Genomic DNA, 16,633 nt, shown 5'->3' with positions numbered 1-16,633 from the left:
AACTTACCAAGCCATGTCAAAGCGCAACACGCCCCAACGCCGCCACAATATCCTCGCCTTGCTCAATGAGCAGGGTGAAGTCAGTGTGGATGAACTGGCCAAACGCTTCGAAACCTCGGAAGTTACGATTCGCAAGGATCTGGCCGCGCTTGAAAGCAACGGTCTGTTGCTGCGTCGTTATGGCGGCGCGGTCACCATGCCGCAGGAGCTGGTCGCCGACATCGGCCAACCGGTTTCGAAATACAAGCAGGCCATTGCCCGCGCCGCCGTCACGCGGATTCGCGAGCATGCGCGCATCATCATCGACAGCGGCAGCACCACCGCCGCGATGATCCCGGAACTCGGCCAGCAACCGGGCCTGGTGGTGATGACCAACTCCCTGCATGTCGCCAACGCGTTGACAGAACTCGAGCACGAACCGGTGCTGTTGATGACCGGTGGTACCTGGGATCCGCATTCCGAATCCTTCCAGGGTCAGGTGGCAGAGCAGGTACTACGCTCATATGACTTCGATCAGTTATTTATTGGCGCCGATGGCATCGATCTGGTGCGCGGGACCACCACCTTCAATGAATTGCTGGGACTGAGCCGTGTCATGGCCGAGGTCGCCCGTGAAGTGATCGTGATGGTCGAGGCCGACAAGATCGGCCGCAAGATTCCCAATCTGGAGCTGCCTTGGAGCAGCATCCATACCCTTATTACCGATGATCGCCTGCCGCTTGAGGCCCGCGATCAGATTCAGGCCCGCGGCATCAATGTGATTTGCGCCGCTGTCAGTCAGGAGAAATAGCATGTGTGGAATTGTCGGTGCAGTCGCAGAACGGAACATTACCGCCATCCTGCTCGAAGGCCTCAAGCGTCTGGAATACCGTGGTTATGACAGCGCCGGTGTGGCGGTGTACACCAACGATGAAAAACTCTTGCGCCTGCGTCGGCCGGGCAAGGTCAGCGAACTGGAACAGGCGCTGATCGAAGAGCCTCTGGTCGGTCGTCTGGGCATTGCCCACACCCGCTGGGCGACCCACGGCGCGCCATGCGAACGCAACGCTCACCCGCATTTTTCGGGCGATCTGGCGGTGGTGCACAACGGCATCATCGAGAACCACGAAGCCCTGCGCGAGCAACTCAAGGCCCTTGGCCATGTGTTCACCTCGGACACAGACACTGAAGTCATCGCCCATCTGCTCAACGAAAAGCTCAAAGAGCAGCCCGACCTGACCGCGGCCCTGAAAGCGACCGTCAAAGAACTGCACGGCGCATACGGTCTGGCAGTGATCAGTGCTCGGCAACCGGATCGCTTGGTAGCAGCCCGCAGTGGCAGCCCATTGGTGATCGGTCTGGGCCTGGGTGAAAACTTCTTGGCCTCCGACCAGTTGGCCCTGCGCCAGGTCACTGACCGCTTCATGTACCTGGAAGAAGGCGATATCGCCGAAATTCGCCGCGACAGCGTGCAGATCTGGGACATCAACGGCACGCTCGTCGAGCGTGAAAGCGTTCAGTACCGTGACGGTGCCGAAGCCGCTGACAAAGGCGAGTTCCGGCATTACATGCTCAAGGAAATTCACGAGCAACCAGCCGTGGTGCAACGCACGCTTGAAGGTCGCCTGAGTCAGAATCAGGTGCTGGTCCAGGCGTTTGGTCCACAAGCGGCCGAGCTGTTCGCCAAGGTGCGTAATGTACAGATCGTTGCCTGCGGCACCAGCTATCACGCCGGTATGGTTGCCCGTTACTGGCTCGAAGAATTGGCCGGCATCCCGTGCCAGGTCGAAGTCGCCAGCGAATTCCGTTATCGCAAGGTGGTGGTGCAGCCCGACACCCTGTTCGTGAGCATCTCCCAGTCAGGTGAAACCGCCGACACGTTGGCTGCGCTGCGCAATGCCAAGGAACTGGGCTTCCTTTCCAGCCTGGCAATCTGCAACGTCGGCATCAGCTCCCTGGTGCGTGAATCGGACCTGACGCTGCTGACCCAGGCCGGTCGCGAAATTGGCGTGGCCTCGACCAAAGCCTTCACCACTCAATTGGTGGGCCTGCTGTTGCTGACCCTGGCCCTGGGTCAGGTTCGCGGCACATTGGCCGCAGGCGTCGAAGCCACACTGGTGGAAGAACTGCGTCGCCTGCCGACCCGTCTGGGCGAAGCCCTGGCCATGGACAGCACTGTGGAAAAAATCGCCGAGCTGTTCGCCGAGAAGAACCACACCCTGTTCCTCGGTCGCGGTGCGCAATTCCCGGTGGCGATGGAAGGGGCGCTCAAGCTCAAGGAAATCTCCTACATCCACGCCGAAGCCTACCCGGCGGGCGAGCTGAAACATGGCCCGCTGGCGCTTGTGGATAACGACATGCCAGTGGTCACCGTGGCACCGAACAACGAGTTGCTGGAGAAGTTGAAGTCCAACCTCCAGGAAGTCCGCGCCCGCGGCGGTGAACTGATCGTCTTCGCCGACGAGCAGGCCGGCATGACCAACGGTGAAGGCACCCATGTTGTGCACATGCCGCATATCCACGACATCCTGTCGCCGATCCTCTACACCATTCCGTTGCAGTTGTTGTCGTACTACGTGGCGGTGTTGAAAGGTACTGACGTTGACCAGCCACGTAACTTGGCGAAGTCGGTGACTGTGGAATAAGTTCTTCACAGGCAATGAAAACGATGGTTCTTTAAAATAAAGATTGACACTAAATAATAAAGATTGACACAAGCCAACATAGATTGACACAAGGTCTAAACCCCCGTATTTACGGGGGTTTTCCTTTTCTGGATCGATCCTTCGGTCTGGATTCATCGCTTCGATTTTTAGCTGTAGTAGCCTAGGAATGCCTTCGAGATGACTGCTAGGCCGAGCATCTTTTCCTACAACTATTTCCAGCGTGAAATGAAGCGGTTCGCACGAGCTGAGGAGGCGGGGGTTGCGAGGTCGCAGGTTTGCATCACAGCAGGACATTGAACGGCACATTGCAAACGGATTTGGCGCAGGCGCCGGAGCGAGCTACGTGCCTTGGCTAAGAGTGCAGGATGTTCCGTCAAGGGGGCGTTCGCACAAGATCCCAGGAGTGAAGGTTGATCGGATACATCACCTTCTGTCAGACCTTGAGAGGTCTTATCACCTTGTTTGCGAATTTTCTGAAGACGTTGTGGATATTCGTGAGCAATACCCCTTGTTACCTCTAGAGCATGTGCAAACTATTGCCGCTTCAATAGGTGTCCGTTATCCGACGTACCCAGGCACCAAAGTGCCGTATGTAATGACAACAGATTTTCTATTAACTGTTCGAGAGCCAGGTGGGGGTTTTAAAACTGTTGCTAGAACGGTTAAGTATCAAAAGGATTTGGATGGTAAAGGGGCGAAGAGAACGCTTGAAAAGCTTGAAGTTGAAAAGCGGTTTTGGCAAAAGCAAGGAGTTGATTGGAATATCGTTACTGAAGAGTATTTCACTCGGGATTTGATAAAGAATCTTGGTATGCTCAGGAAATACTCAAAGCTGCCGAGGGACTTAATGAAGTCATCCTTGCATGCTAGATTCATCGAGCTCCTAGAGAACAGCAGACCCTATCCATGGAGTTTGGCTGAGTGTCTGCGAAAAATTGCCTCTCAGTTATCTATATCATATGCCGACGCCAGAGGAGTGTTTTTTTATTTTGTCTGGAATAAAGTCGTCAAGATTGATTTGTTGAATGCCCCTCTCTTATTGACTGATGCTTTGCCAGAGTTTGAAGTTGTTCAAGCCGCCGGTCAGATATCATTGAAGGAGAATATGTCATGAAAGTTGTCGTTAATGGCGTATTTGAACCGGTTACAGAGCTCTCCGTTATCAGCGACATGGTTAGGGCTATCCATCTCGATGAAAAACATGATGTGGTGTTTGTCATTGGGTTAACAGAACCTTTTCGGCAGCCCTATGCTGTTGGCCTAGAGGGTTTTTGCTGCTCGTTGAGTTCCGGTGATACCAAGCCAGTAACCATCACTACGCCAGAGTTCATGATGGTGCTTGAAGACGATCTGAGCGAGAAAGCGAAGCAAGCCAGAGATGATAAATGGGATGTCATAGCCCCGCTGATTGAGTCTAGTTATCCTGGACAACTATTTGTGCGTGGTGAACTAGGGAGATTGGTGTCGAACAGAGCTTCGGAGCTTGGAATTCAGCGCAAAACTATTTATCGACTGCTCTACCGGTATTGGGTTTATGGTCAGGTGAGAAACTCATTGCTGAATAATTATACGGCAGTGGGGGTTCCAGAACGAAACTATGATCCCAGTAGACCGCCGGGGAGGCGGCCAAGGTTTCAAGGAGTTCTTGTCCAACCTGCCAAAATTATTAACGCCGTTGACAAACGTTGTATCCGGTTGGGGTACTCTTTGTACGTTAATGATAAAAAACCCTCTATTGTCAGCGCTTATGACGAAATGCTGAAAAAGTTCTATTCAGTAAAGGATATGTCTAAGAAAGATGGTGAGGGGTGTCGTCTGTTACCTAGCTCAGAAATACCGAACTATCACCAGTTCTATAATTGGGGTAGGAAATTTTTTGATGAGGTCGAGACTGAGCGTGGGCGTAAAGGATTAAAAAAATGGCTTAAGGACTGTCGTCCGCTGTCTGGTACTGTCCGCGATTGGCTTCGTGGCCCCTGTCATCAGTTCGAAATCGATGCAACGATTGCCGATATTTATTTGGTAAATAGCTACTCTAGGCGAATGCTGATAGGTCGGCCGGTACTTTACATCGTAGTCGATAGTTTCTCTGGAATGATCGTTGGCCTTTATGTGGGACTGGAGGGCCCTAGCTGGAATGGCGCTAGGCAAGCGCTATTCAATGCTTTCACCTCCAAGGTCGAGTTCTGTGCTCAGAATGATGTCGAGATCGACCCAGAGGACTGGGACTGCCACCACTTGCCGTACAACATCTACTCAGACAGGGGTGAGATGCTGTCGATGGCATCAGAGGGACTTGCGACAGGTCTGGGCATCGAGATGGGGACTGCACCGCCTTTTCGACCAGATTGGAAGCCGATGGTGGAGAGCCGGTTCGGTATTTTGAATGACCTCACCGGGATCAGGTGGCTTCCCGGTGGAGTGGCTGCGCGCGAGCAAGAGAGGGGCGAACGAGATAACCGGCTCGACGCAACGCTGAACCTGAAAGAGTTCACTCAGATCATCATCAGGTGTGTCCTCCACTACAACCGGCATCATCGGCAGCCCGGTCGGCTCACCCAGGCGATGATGAATGATGGTGTTGAGCCTACTCCTATTGGGATTTGGACATGGGCTTCTGAAAACGAACTAATCGAGCCCAATAGTCGGCCAGACGAGCTGGTATATCTCCACCTGTTGCCTCGTGATCGGGCAACCGTTCAAAAAGGTGGGCTGATGTTCCGCGGAATGCACTATGTCTGTGAAATGGCTGTGGAGAAAAACTGGTTTGCCAAGGCCCGCAGTCGTGGGGTCTGGTCGGTAGAGTGTTGGTACGACCCGAATTCCTCTGCTCATATCTGGATTCACAATGATAGTAAGCAGTTCATCCGTTGTGATCTTCGCCAGTCGGATACTAAGTACGCCGGTTATCGCTCGGACGAAATCTATGATTTGATCGAAGCCTATCGACAAAAACCACCTGCACACCGGCGCGCCGAGTTGGAAAGCCGTGTGGATCTAACCGACGTGGTCAGTAAGATCATCAACAATGCGCTTGCGGAGCAGAAGCAAGAACCGGTACCCGCCACAAAAGCGGAAGCCGTAGGAAACATTCGCGAGAATCGGGCTGCGGAGCGATTTATGGAGCGCGAGAATGCTCCTGTTCCTGATGGGGTGCGGGCGCAGCCAACTGATCGGGAGACTGGATCAACTCCCAATACACATGAGTCATATGCCGGCCCACGCAGTGCAGAGATCATCGATATGCTCAAGAGAATCCGCCCAGGACACACCAAATGAAAGGCGCCCAGATTTTTGCGAGCTACACCAAACAGCCCATCCCTGAATACGCTGGCAACCCGCTGATCGAAGCATTGCCTCCGATCCTTACGGATACAGAAGCTGCGGAGTTGATCTCGAATTTTCCTCAGCCAGTGGATCCCGAAGAACTCACCCTGGATGGGGCAATCCGGATTCACTGCATAGATCGTTTGAGAACAGTGGTGCAGCCCTTTTTGCTTCACCTGGATTTAGAGTCCATGTTCTCACTGCTCATCCGCCGGGGGTACGTGGGTCGTAATCCCACGTCACCTGATACCGTTAGGCATTTGCATTCCTTGTCGGGAGCTCAGCGTTACCATGACGCTTTCAAGTCGACCGCTGAGACCTTCAGTGTGGTGGGGCTAAGCGGCATTGGTAAGTCGACAGCTCTGCACGCCATCTTGAGTCTTTATCCACAAACGATTCGTCATGAGCGTTATGAGGGTAAGCAATTCGTCCACACCCAAATCACTTGGCTTAAGCTCGACTGCCCCCGAGATGGTTCCTTGTCGGGATTTTGCCAGCAGTTCTTTTATGCCGTTGGAAATGCCCTGGGGGACAAGGACTATCACAAGCGTCACCGGCATCGGAACATCAATGATGCGCTGCAGCAGATGGAGCAGGTCGCCAGCACATTTTTCATAGGTGCGTTGCTAATCGACGAGCTTCAGAACCTCCACCTAGCTAAAACCGGTGGCAAGGAGAGCATGCTGAACTTCTTCCTCAACTTGGTTAACAACATCGGAATTCCTGTCGTTTTCATCGGTACAAACTCGATGATCAGCTTGTTTTCGGATGTCATGCGCAACGCCCGTCGTTGCTGCGGCGTGGGCATGCTGGAGTTCAAACGCTTCGAAAAAGAAGATGACGAATGGAAAATGCTGGTCGGGAACCTTTGGAGCTATCAGTGGTGCAAGCAGACGGCTGAACTGACTGGCGAGATTTTCGATGTGTTGTATGAGCACACCCAAGGCGTTACAGATTTTCTCGTCAAGCTGTTGGTGTTGAGTCAGCGTTATGCGGTTCAAAGTGGTTTGGAGTGTTTGACTGCCGAGATAATTGCAAAGGTGAGCAACTCCAAGATGCAGATCCTGAAGCCAGCACTGTCAGCCCTGCGCAGTCGAGATCCAAAGCGGATGCGGCAGTTCGACGACCTGCTGCCGATCGAAGAGCAACTGAACGACATGATGGCGTTCGATGGACTGGTTCGAGCAGACCGCCTCGCCCTGCTTCGGAGTGTCGTATCGCGTGAACATCCGACAAACCCGACTCCAGCAGTTTCCACGAATAAACCCCAGGCACCTGCTGCTGTCGCTGTAGAGTTCTCTGAGGCTAAAGCGCTGAGCGAACACGATTCTCCACTTGAAGCGTTAAGGGCCGCAGGTTGGATAAATAACGATCTGTTTGAGTTTTCACCGACGTATCGCAAAAAGTGAGTTGGAGGTGGTGAAATGGATCTCAAATTCCATTTCTTCCCCACAGCATTTCCCGACGAGACACTACACAGCGTGCTTTCTCGTTATGCACGCCTTTGCGGTGTTCGCAGCGTCAAGGTCGCTTTCGCCGGAGCGAGATTCCCAGCGGCCTTCTCGCAGAGTGTGGCGTTCCCAAGCCACTTGGACGAACTTGTCGAAGCCCTGCCTTGCGGTACGAGCTTGTCGGTGGCCGAGGTCATCAAGCGTCACACGCTGTTGCCCTACTACGCCCCCTTTGTCAGCCAGGATCAAGTGGATCAAGCCCAGGCTTTGATGGCCGGCGATGGAACAGGGCTGATGCTCAAATTGGGCGTCAATGCGAGTCGTCTCGGGTTCGCCTCCAGAATGCGTTTTTGCCCAGACTGTGTAGTCCAGGATCAGGTTCGAGTCGGAGTCGCCTATTGGCATCGGGTTCACACGCTCCCTGGTGTGTTGGTGTGTCCCTATCATTGCACCTTGCTCAACGTCGTGGATCATCGCTGGTTCAGTCGCAATTCTCGGCAACTCAACCTGCCTGGCGATGACAGTGTGCAAGCACACTCGATACCGCTTCATGTCCCATTGATCTGTCTGCCGGCGCTACACGACATAGCGCTGCGCTCACTACTGGTGCTCGAATCTGAGGTCCATGCGCTGTCGACCTCCAAAGTGCGCTCCACGCTTCTGCAAGGGGCCGTGGAACACGACCTTACTTCCAAGCCCCGTCGCTTGCATCTACGACGTCTTGCGCAGCATATGGCTGCATTTTGCCGAACACTTCCGAATACCTGGGAATATTCGGTACTCAGCGAGGCTCGAGAGGGAGTCCCCGCCACATGGGTCACTAAGCTACTGCGCAAGCCAAGAGACTCCCACCATCCTCTCAAGTACATCCTGTTGGCCAGCGCACTGAGGGTCGATATGGAGAGCGTGCTGGGTAAAGAGACATTATGCGAGCCACAGACAGCGCCCCCTATTACGGCTGTCTCTCAACTCCCAAAGTGCGCTCCACGGATGTTTGACATTGAGGGGCTGGACTGTATATCGATGGCGGTGTGGAAACATGCGCTCGCGGGAGCCGATGCGAGAAAGATCGCTTCAGTACTAGGGGTTTCGCTGGTCCACGTCTACCGGACCATCCGCGGCGTGGAAGGTGGGTCAGACGCCTGGAAAGAGGCAAGGTTTCTCAGCCAGCTCCGCGAAAGACGAATGGTCTTCGATGCTGAGTATCGCTTGCAGAAGGCACATGACTGCCGGGGGTACGCTTGGCTGTATCGTTGCGATCGGCCTTGGCTGACGGAGTGCATTGCGAAGCGAGCTGCCGATCATGCAAACAGAGCGGATAGCGCTGACATGTTCGCCGTTCTCGATGTGAGACTTGCCAAGCAAGTCGGGCAATGTGCCCGAGCTCTTCGCTCTTTGCCGGGAAAACCTGTCCGGATCTCACGCACCAGGATCGGTCGAGAGCTTCACGTGCTGTCCCGTTTCGAGAAACAACTCTCCAAGCTACCCCTCTGTGCAGCAGCACTCATCGAGTTTTGTGAGTCTCTTGAAGAGTTCCACAATCGACGATTGTGGTGGGCGAGGCAAAAGCTTCGTTCGGAGGGAAAGACCATAAGTCAGTCGTCTCTCTACAGGACTGCGAGTATCAGGCTTAGGATTTAGTCAGGTGATGATCGGGCGCCACGTGTTAAGAAAATCCTTACCCTGGTACAGGTTGACGTGTGTTACAAGGGGCCGAACCCGGGATATGTGTCCTTTGCGAGCCCTACCTTGTAAGTCGATAACTGATGTCTGATCTGCTTTTTTTCCCAATGTCGATGCCGGACGAGATGTTGCATTCTCGTATCACCCGTTATCACTACCTGTCAGGTAACAGAACCGAAGCAGAGACCTTTCATGATCTGTTCGACTCGACTCCATTTGGAGTCGGAATGCTTCCTAAACAGATCGAGGTACTCGCAGCGAAGCTGCCGGGGGATAGAGAGCGCAATCTCAACGAACTCATCAGCAACAACACCACTTTTCCAGCCTATCGGCCTTTTTTGGGTATGCGCGACGATGCGGAAAAAGGAGCTGACGGGAGCGTTGTTTCTGAAGTGGCGCGTGTACCGCGTCGAGAAGTAACTGTTCACGGAAAGGCTAGGATCTGTCTCAGCTGCGTACAGCAGGATCTCTTGGAGCTTGGCTATGCCTACTGGCATCGGTCACACCATATGCCTGGTGTCATGGCTTGCTGGCGTCATGGCGAGCGGCTTATTCATGCCTGCCCAAAGTGCTCCCACCCATTCTATCGGAGGTACAAATTACTCCCGAGCTTAACCGAACAATGTGTATGCGGTTGGAGTCCGTTAAACGCTGCAGAAGGGGCGAAGGCATCGGACGTTGAGATGAAGTTTGCAATTTTCGCGTATGAAGTTCTCCAGCGTAATCTTCCATCGGTGTGCAGTAAAGTTCTTTACTCCTGCCTTGTTCGGCAGACTAGGAAACGTGGTTTCACTCACGGCGAACTAATCAGTACTGCAAAGTTGATTGATAGTATTAGAGCTAAATTTGGGGATGAGGTTCTGTCGCAGATGGACAGGGCTTTTGACCAAGGGAAGCTTCAGACCTGGATCAGATTTCGGGTTTATAAAGGCCAGATCGATATGCCGTTAGCCCGGCATTTGATTATCGCGTTTCATCTGTTCGGTAGTGTCGAAAAGTTTGAGCTGTACTTGAGAAAAGAGTTGATTCTTTTTAGCGCTGCTAATTCTGGGATACCTTCCAAAGTTAAGCAGGGGCGGCCTAGTAAGAAGGATCAGCATCGGCAAAAAATAGAAACGCTTATGGCGCTGCGTCCGGACATTAACTTGGAACATCTCTGGGCGAATGCTTATCAAGCTACTCGATGGATCACGGAACATGACAACTCATGGCTTATGGCGAAACTCCGCGCGGTGAAACACGAGCCCCTGTCGGTAGAGGAGGCTAGCGACCCACGAGATCCATCATATGCTGACATCATTCAAGCAGGTGTCGATGGTTTGTATCGAGTTACGAAAGATCAGAAGCGTGTAAACATCGGCAATCTCCTGAAATTGCTTCCAACCCGCATGAACCCTATACCAGCAATTCGTAAACAGAAATTTCCTTTAGTCACTCAGATGGTTGAGCGTCATCTTGAGTCTGTCTGGCATTTTCGATTAAGGCGCCTGGTGTGGGCAATTGCGGAAATGCGAAGGCTAAACCTCCCATTGAACACTGGAAGTCTCAGGTTAGTCTCCACGGTACCTGCTCAAGTTTTCCCAATACTTTTCAGCTTCTTTGAGTGGAATCTTGAGCATTTCGCCAAAAACGGTATTGAGCCTGAGACCCTACTCAGGTCGACAGGCGTATCGCGGAATTGGGAAGGGCCTCCCGGTTTTGATGTCATTTTGGGTGGGCATGCATATCGTCGGAGGGGATCTGGCTTCGAGCTCTCGGAGCTGATGTGAGACCAGGTTAACTACCAACCGCAGCTGAGGGGTGATCGCGAGATCATCCTGATGCAATCTCCATTTCGGATGCCTTGGTTACCTGACGGTCATTTCGAATGGCTTTGCACGAAGCGTCGCAGTACCGCTTGAGCGTCAGGTGTTTCCTGAAGGTCATTGAGCATTTTGATCGGGTCACGATGCTCAGCAATCAGCAGGGCAGAGCGACGTCGGATCAAGGCTTCAAGGTGACCCGGACTGAACTCCGGATGGTATTGAGTGGATATTGCATGGCGCCCGTATCGAATTATCTGGTGCGGGTCATGATTCGAGCGAGCCAGTGCGATAGCGCCTTCAGGAAGAGTGATGACGGTCTGTTCATGAGTGAGGTGAGCTGGGAATCGAGCTGGCCACTGCTTCAACAGTTCATCTTCCATGGCGACGGGCAGCAGCTGGATCATTTCGCAGCCCACTTCGCGCCCATCAGGGTGATAGTCGACAACACCACCTAACGCGTGAGCCATGAGCTGATGCCCATAGCACACTCCGAACAGCGGCATCTCAATAGTCATGGCTTCGCGAATCCACTGCGCTACGTATTCGCTCCAGGGCTCTCGGTCGGTGACCATTGCCCAAGAGCCGGTGATGATAGCGACGCAATCGTCACAAGGATCAGGTAACCGTTCGCCCTCAAAAGCTCGTACTACGGTCACCTCGTCTGATGAGACACCAAGGGCTGTTCCAAACCAGGCAGGCAGGTCACCAAGTTGATCGCGGATGTCATCGGGTGGCGTGCCGACTTGAACAATGAGGACCTTAGGTAAAACCAACAGTAAATACCCTATATGGGGGGAATGGATCAGGGATGCAGTTGGACAGATCAATCTCCCAGTGCGAATTCGATCCCTGCTTCGATATGAATGGCAGTCGAGTCGAAGCCTGGTAAAGCAAGTTTATCTGTCTCCAGGATCAGGCATATTTCTGTGCACCCAAAAATGACAGAGTCAGCACCTTCGGCTTTGCCTTGCTCGATCAAAGACAAAAGCACCGCTCGCGATTCCTCACGAACAATCCCCAGGCTGAGCTCGTTGAAGATGATGTCATGGATTTGACCGCGACCCGCGCTATCGGGGACGAGCACTTCAATACCATGTTCCCGCATACGGGCTGGGTAGAAGCCGTTCTCCATTGTGTAGCGAGTCGCGATCAGGAGAGGTTTCTTATGACCTGCGATCTTGAGGTGATCCGCCACGACATCGACGATGTGGATGAAGGGTAGAGGTGTAGCCGCCATTACCGCATCTGCCACCAAGTGCATGGTCACCGCGCAAATCATCACGCAGTCAGCGCCTGCGCTTTCTAGGCTTCGAGCCACTTCAGCAAGCTGAAGCCCGGCCTTATCCCATTCGCCGGCTTTTTGCTTATCGACAATAGTCTGGAAATCCACCGAATGCAGCAGCACCTGCGCCGAATGAAGCCCGCCTAACCGCTGGTTGATTCCTCGATTTAACTCTCGGTAATACACCGCAGAGCCCTCGTAGCTCATGCCACCAATGAGACCAATCTTCCGCACTTCACACCTCCTATATCCGGATTCCCGATGATTGACGGCAGACGAGTGCCCATTCGTATCGGCTGGAGTGTATGCTGCGAAGATATTCACAAATAATGAATAATCAGCATACTGGATTCTCAAAATGAGAAACTTGGATTTAGACTCACTGCAAATATTCAAAGCAGTGGTGGACTACGGCAGCATCACGAATGCGGCAGCCCAGCTCAATCGCGTGCAATCGAATATCACCACGAGGGTGAAAAACCTGGAGGAGCGCTTGGGCGTGGCGCTTTTCCATCGCCAAGGTGGAAAGCTGATTCCGTCGGATGAGGGGCGGCTGCTGCATCAGTATGCTGAAAAATTGCTTCGCCTTTCCATCGAAGCGGAGACCGCGCTTAAACGCGGCACCCTGCAAGGTGCACTTCGAATCGGCACGCTCGAAAGTACCGCTGCCGCGAGACTTCCTCCGCTACTGTCCAGCTATCACGAACGCTTTCCAGATGTTCAGATTGAGTTGATATCCGGATCAACGGATTCGCTAATTGCTCAGGTTCATCGCGGTCAGATCGAGGCCGCATTCGTCTCAGATCCGTTCACCGCTGCTGGTCTGGAGAGCCAGGAAGTCTTCATCGAGGAGCTGGCTCTCATCGTCGCGAAGAACAGCCCGATCGTTAATGCCCGAGCACTGCAAGGATCGACGATCATCGCTTTCGCCAAGGGCTGCTCGTTCAGGCGCATTCTGGAGAGCTGGCTAGAGACCTGCGAAATCGTGCCCACCAGAGTGCTCGAGCTCGCTTCCTATCATGCGATATCAGCGTGTGTGGCAGCGGGTACGGGGGTGGCAATCATGCCGCAGTCCGTTCTCAAGGCCGTTCAGGTGGAAAGCCTGGTCAGGGCGCTCCCTCTGCCGCCCAAGGTTGCACGTGTTCGAACCCACCTGGTCTGGCGTTGTGGTCACGAATCGCGCGCGTTGCAATCTATTCGGGATGAGATAGCTAGGTATCGGGGATCTAGTGCGTAGGAACACATTTCTGCGAATGTCTGATTTTGGTTGTTTTCTGCGTAATTGCACTCCACTTGACCACCCATTTGCATTGCCACTGACCGCTCAATTGCATTCGAGCTGACCAAGCGTTTTCATCGGATTTGACAAGCACAATTCGCGACCTCGACCGGCTGGAATCGACCCCGTAGCCGCCGTTGGCGACAGCAGCTATCGGCCAAAAGGTCGCCCATAAGGCACTGGTCGCAACACCGGTGCCTCTGCAGAGAAGCCCTGCTTCCTAGTCTAAGTTCAGCCGCTTGCGTGTCTCGTCGCTCATGAAGATATCGTAGATATGGCGATACTCGCGGGCTTGGGTCTCAATCGCCGTAACCTTGTGATACCGAATTGAGCCGTGCACAACAATTACCTTGGTAGGCGGCTTAAACGGATTGTCCAATTCGACCTCGACCACAACGGGGGGTTTTTCGTCGCCAAGTCTTTCAGCGTCGGCCTCCGGCGGGGGTACATAGGCAAGGCGGCTGGCCTCGGGGAATAAGACTACGTTGGTACCCGCCTCACCCGTCTGCACGGATGGGAAGACCAGACCGTCGACCTGCTTGCCAAAGCGCAGCCGTAGGTACTCGAACACCACCTGAGTCGACAGATAGCTCAGCTCATCATTACGAGCCTTTGGCCTGGACATCTTTTTGACAAGTGAGCCCAGGAATACCTTGCGATGTAGCGCCTCACGAAACCCTACGTCCAGGAGCGACAGATCCGGAGGTTCAACCTGGTCCAGTGCCGTGAGGTCAAGGAGCTTCAGTTCGGCGACTGGAGTCAGCGCCGTGCTCACCACATGATCCCCGGTGATGGAGCGGATTTCGCTCAGACAGGTCTCTCGCTCCAGCGCGCAGTACAGAGCGGAGATACCGTTCGGCGTCATCCTTTGACTGCTTGCCAGGAATCTCGGAGTAGGGCCGAATTGGCCAGCGGGATCATTAATTATCTTCTCCGCATCGCTGAAACCTTTAGCAAGACGCGCACGGTACATCAAGTCGCCATTGGCCATGGTCCGGATAGCTTCAGACTTAAGGCTTTCGTTATCGGCGACCAGAAAGGAGAAAATCGAGTCGAGAAATTCTCCGGCATTCGCGTTGAAGAAGCGGTGCGTGTACTGCACACCCTCAACGAACTGGTCCCAAAGACCTTCGTAGAGGTTTACTTCCATCGCGTCGTCCTCGCCATAAAAGTGCGTAGTGTCGCCGGCATCATCCAGATTGAATTCATCTGGAACACCGCTACACAAATCGTCGAAATATGGTTCGTTGCCGAGATCAAACCATTCCGAGAGAACAATATCTATCTCTGCAATGGGGAAAAGCTCAATCCTGGCCCCATACAACATGCTGAGCTCGTAGTCCGAGAGACTCTCCTTACGGGCAATATTCTCGCGAACCCGGGCATAGACGTATTCAAATAGAATCTGGGACTCAATTGCCTTCCCGCGGCGCTGGCAATACTTGCAGCCAGCTTCCTGCCCGTGCGCATCGAACAGCTTCTTGAGAGGTTCCGGAGTGACGCATTCAATACAAATCATCGCTTCTTCCTGAAGGGTCTTTTTCTCATACATATGGCTGGAGCCATCTACTTAGCAAAGCTGGCAGCGCCCGTGTAGCTCCCAAAAGCGGCAGCTGATTGCACTGCACCATTAAGGTAATCTCCATCAGGGATCATTTGAACAGACATTCCAAGGAGGGCCGAGCAACTCATGTCCGCAGATAAATCTCTTGTCGCTGCCCTTCAAGCGCTGTGGGACATCCCGCCACCTGGCCCACAGAATCTCTGGAGCAGCCGCGAGTTCGTCGCACTTAAGGAGTTGCTCACCAAGCGCTACCGCAGCGGAAAATCCACCTTCGGGCTGGAGGTCTCCATCGGCAATGCGCTTAGGTCGCTGGGTCTGCCATGCAGCACCCCCCATCTGCCCAACCAGCCCAGGCCAGACATGGGTAAGGTGGCTGCCGCGTTGGCTCACGAGTTTCAACGGACCACCACTAGGCGGCGTTACCTCTGCCCGCTCGATATGGCCGATGAGCTCCCGTCCTTCCAGTTTGGCAATGCCCGGATGGGTCGATTCACCGCTGCCGAACTTGAGGTTTTGTTCAATGCGCCCCGCTTAGAGCGCTGTTATCCAGGCATACGGCTGGACGCTCAGCGTCTGTCCCAGTTTCATTGGATGGTCGTAGAGGAAGACGTGTCTGTTCGCGGCGAATCGGGCAATCGCCAGTTCTCCTGGCTGGACTTCCCCATCGGAAAGGATCTGGGCGAGATTGTTCCCCACCGCGGGCGCTTCCCCGCGGCGGTAGAGCGCGCGCTTTTCTTCCTGCTGCTGGCGCCATGGGAGGACTGGGCCGAGATGACCGAGGTGGATTGGCGGGGATTCCAGCTGCCTTGGGTCTACACCGTCGACGATGACCTGTGCGCTTTCCCGCACCCGCCGCCACCCCCTGAGCGGCTGTCGTGGGAGCCGTACTCCTACCAAGTGGACCACGACGAGTGGGAGGAATCTGAACGCCCGATGTGGCTGCGAACCTGGGCAACCGCCGAGGATGTGCGGCAGGCACTGGAAGCCAGGTGGGCGCTGCTGCAGGCAGCGAGTACCCAGGCGTCGGAACTTTTCTCAACTCCGGTGGAGCACTTCCTGGTCCGTGCGTTCCTTTCCGATAGCATCGATGAAGTGATGGCGCACCTCATCATGATTGAGGCCGCGTTTGGCGCCGAGGCAGACCACAGACGCAAGCTGCGACTGACAGGCGATAATCACGACGAATCGCCGACACGCAGGGTTGCTGCAAGACTGAGCGCCGCCATCGTCGAGCCGGGTGCAGCGAAGGAGTATCTGGACCTATACGATATGCGATGCACCTACGTTCACGGGCGCCCTGAAGGTCGCATCATCTCCACCCAACAGCGGGTCTTGGCACGTCGCCTTGCACGCGAAGCGGCAAACGCCCTGGTTGGCCTGGCGCAAGCACAACAGGTCCGTGAAATCGTCCTGCTCGACTTGCTCAATCGCGGCGTGGCGAACCTCCCACCCAAGCCGTGACCATGCGGCTAACTCAGGCGCAGTCTCATGAAGGTAGGTGGTGTGTTGCGAATGTCCGCATTGGGTTGTTGATTTCTGCCGGTCAAGGTCACTCACTGTACTGGTCAAGTCTGATGCAAACGACTGGTCAGGACCA

General features: G+C 54.1%; 12 protein-coding genes. 9 read left to right on the top strand and 3 right to left on the bottom strand.

Annotation, left to right across the window (positions count from 1 at the left end; all coding sequences use genetic code 11):
* Nucleotides 1–13 precede the first annotated feature (13 nt).
* The 7 genes from ACEN9A_RS30120 to ACEN9A_RS30090 all read left to right on the top strand — a co-directional run bounded on the left by ACEN9A_RS30120 (nt 14) and on the right by ACEN9A_RS30090 (nt 10,875).
* Nucleotides 14–790 (top strand): DeoR/GlpR family DNA-binding transcription regulator, encoded by a 777-nt coding sequence (locus ACEN9A_RS30120; protein WP_019651248.1) that lies wholly within the window; start codon nt 14–16, stop codon nt 788–790.
* A gap of 1 nt (nt 791) precedes the next feature.
* On the top strand, nt 792–2,624 hold the full coding sequence (gene glmS / locus ACEN9A_RS30115) for a glutamine--fructose-6-phosphate transaminase (isomerizing) (protein WP_019580348.1): 1,833 nt from the start codon (nt 792–794) through the stop codon (nt 2,622–2,624).
* A gap of 280 nt (nt 2,625–2,904) precedes the next feature.
* Nucleotides 2,905–3,759: a TnsA endonuclease N-terminal domain-containing protein gene (locus ACEN9A_RS30110; RefSeq protein ID WP_258671776.1), complete on the top strand. Its 855-nt coding sequence runs from the start codon at nt 2,905–2,907 to the stop codon at nt 3,757–3,759.
* Complete coding sequence (locus ACEN9A_RS30105; protein WP_258671775.1) at nt 3,756–5,924, top strand: TnsB C-terminal domain-containing protein; 2,169 nt, start codon at nt 3,756–3,758, stop codon at nt 5,922–5,924. The genes ACEN9A_RS30110 and ACEN9A_RS30105 overlap by 4 nt, the downstream gene beginning before the upstream one ends.
* Nucleotides 5,921–7,381, top strand: a complete 1,461-nt coding sequence (locus tag ACEN9A_RS30100) for an ATP-binding protein (RefSeq protein WP_008041421.1) — start codon at nt 5,921–5,923, stop codon at nt 7,379–7,381. Before ACEN9A_RS30105 ends, ACEN9A_RS30100 begins: the two co-directional genes overlap by 4 nt.
* 15 nt (nt 7,382–7,396) lie before the next feature.
* Nucleotides 7,397–9,064, top strand: a complete 1,668-nt coding sequence (locus ACEN9A_RS30095) for a TnsD family Tn7-like transposition protein (RefSeq protein ID WP_258671773.1) — start codon at nt 7,397–7,399, stop codon at nt 9,062–9,064.
* A 125-nt stretch (nt 9,065–9,189) separates the two neighbouring features.
* Complete coding sequence (locus ACEN9A_RS30090; RefSeq protein WP_258671772.1) at nt 9,190–10,875, top strand: TniQ family protein; 1,686 nt, start codon at nt 9,190–9,192, stop codon at nt 10,873–10,875.
* An 89-nt stretch (nt 10,876–10,964) separates the two neighbouring features.
* Here the strand turns inward: ACEN9A_RS30090 and ACEN9A_RS30085 are convergent, their stop codons facing one another.
* Together ACEN9A_RS30085 and ACEN9A_RS30080 are read right to left on the bottom strand one after the other, a co-directional pair.
* Entirely contained in the window at nt 10,965–11,684 is a 720-nt protein-coding gene (locus ACEN9A_RS30085) for a glutamine amidotransferase (protein WP_258671771.1), read from the bottom strand.
* A gap of 50 nt (nt 11,685–11,734) precedes the next feature.
* Nucleotides 11,735–12,427: an aspartate/glutamate racemase family protein gene (locus ACEN9A_RS30080; protein WP_258671770.1), complete on the bottom strand. Its 693-nt coding sequence runs from the start codon at nt 12,425–12,427 to the stop codon at nt 11,735–11,737.
* A gap of 124 nt (nt 12,428–12,551) precedes the next feature.
* Here ACEN9A_RS30080 and ACEN9A_RS30075 point away from each other — a divergent pair, with 124 nt between their 5' ends.
* The gene (locus tag ACEN9A_RS30075) at nt 12,552–13,430 is read left to right on the top strand and encodes a LysR family transcriptional regulator (protein WP_258671769.1); all 879 of its coding nucleotides are present in this window, start codon (nt 12,552–12,554) and stop codon (nt 13,428–13,430) included.
* A 262-nt stretch (nt 13,431–13,692) separates the two neighbouring features.
* Here the strand turns inward: ACEN9A_RS30075 and ACEN9A_RS30070 are convergent, their stop codons facing one another.
* Nucleotides 13,693–15,024, bottom strand: a complete 1,332-nt coding sequence (locus tag ACEN9A_RS30070; protein ID WP_258671768.1) for an RES family NAD+ phosphorylase — start codon at nt 15,022–15,024, stop codon at nt 13,693–13,695.
* Between the two features lie 138 nt (nt 15,025–15,162).
* Between ACEN9A_RS30070 and ACEN9A_RS30065 the strand changes: the two genes are divergently transcribed.
* Complete coding sequence (locus ACEN9A_RS30065; RefSeq protein ID WP_258671766.1) at nt 15,163–16,497, top strand: hypothetical protein; 1,335 nt, start codon at nt 15,163–15,165, stop codon at nt 16,495–16,497.
* Nucleotides 16,498–16,633 lie beyond the last annotated feature (136 nt).

Source organism: Pseudomonas sp. Pseusp18 (genome assembly GCF_059506005.1).
The sequence above is the reverse complement of the archived record's forward strand: the minus strand, read 5'-3'. Positions and strand labels throughout refer to the sequence as shown.

Excerpts from the sequence above, each read along its gene's own strand:
- ACEN9A_RS30120 (WP_019651248.1), top strand. The coding sequence starts at position 14 with ATGTCAAAGCGCAACACGCCCCAACGCCGCCACAATATCCTCGCCTTG.
- ACEN9A_RS30100 (WP_008041421.1), top strand. The coding sequence starts at position 5,921 with ATGAAAGGCGCCCAGATTTTTGCGAGCTACACCAAACAGCCCATCCCT.
- ACEN9A_RS30095 (WP_258671773.1), top strand. The coding sequence starts at position 7,397 with ATGGATCTCAAATTCCATTTCTTCCCCACAGCATTTCCCGACGAGACA.
- ACEN9A_RS30070 (WP_258671768.1), bottom strand. The coding sequence starts at position 15,024 with ATGTATGAGAAAAAGACCCTTCAGGAAGAAGCGATGATTTGTATTGAA.
- glmS (WP_019580348.1), top strand. The coding sequence starts at position 792 with ATGTGTGGAATTGTCGGTGCAGTCGCAGAACGGAACATTACCGCCATC.
- ACEN9A_RS30090 (WP_258671772.1), top strand. The coding sequence starts at position 9,190 with ATGTCTGATCTGCTTTTTTTCCCAATGTCGATGCCGGACGAGATGTTG.
- ACEN9A_RS30075 (WP_258671769.1), top strand. The coding sequence starts at position 12,552 with ATGAGAAACTTGGATTTAGACTCACTGCAAATATTCAAAGCAGTGGTG.
- ACEN9A_RS30065 (WP_258671766.1), top strand. The coding sequence starts at position 15,163 with ATGTCCGCAGATAAATCTCTTGTCGCTGCCCTTCAAGCGCTGTGGGAC.
- ACEN9A_RS30105 (WP_258671775.1), top strand. The coding sequence starts at position 3,756 with ATGAAAGTTGTCGTTAATGGCGTATTTGAACCGGTTACAGAGCTCTCC.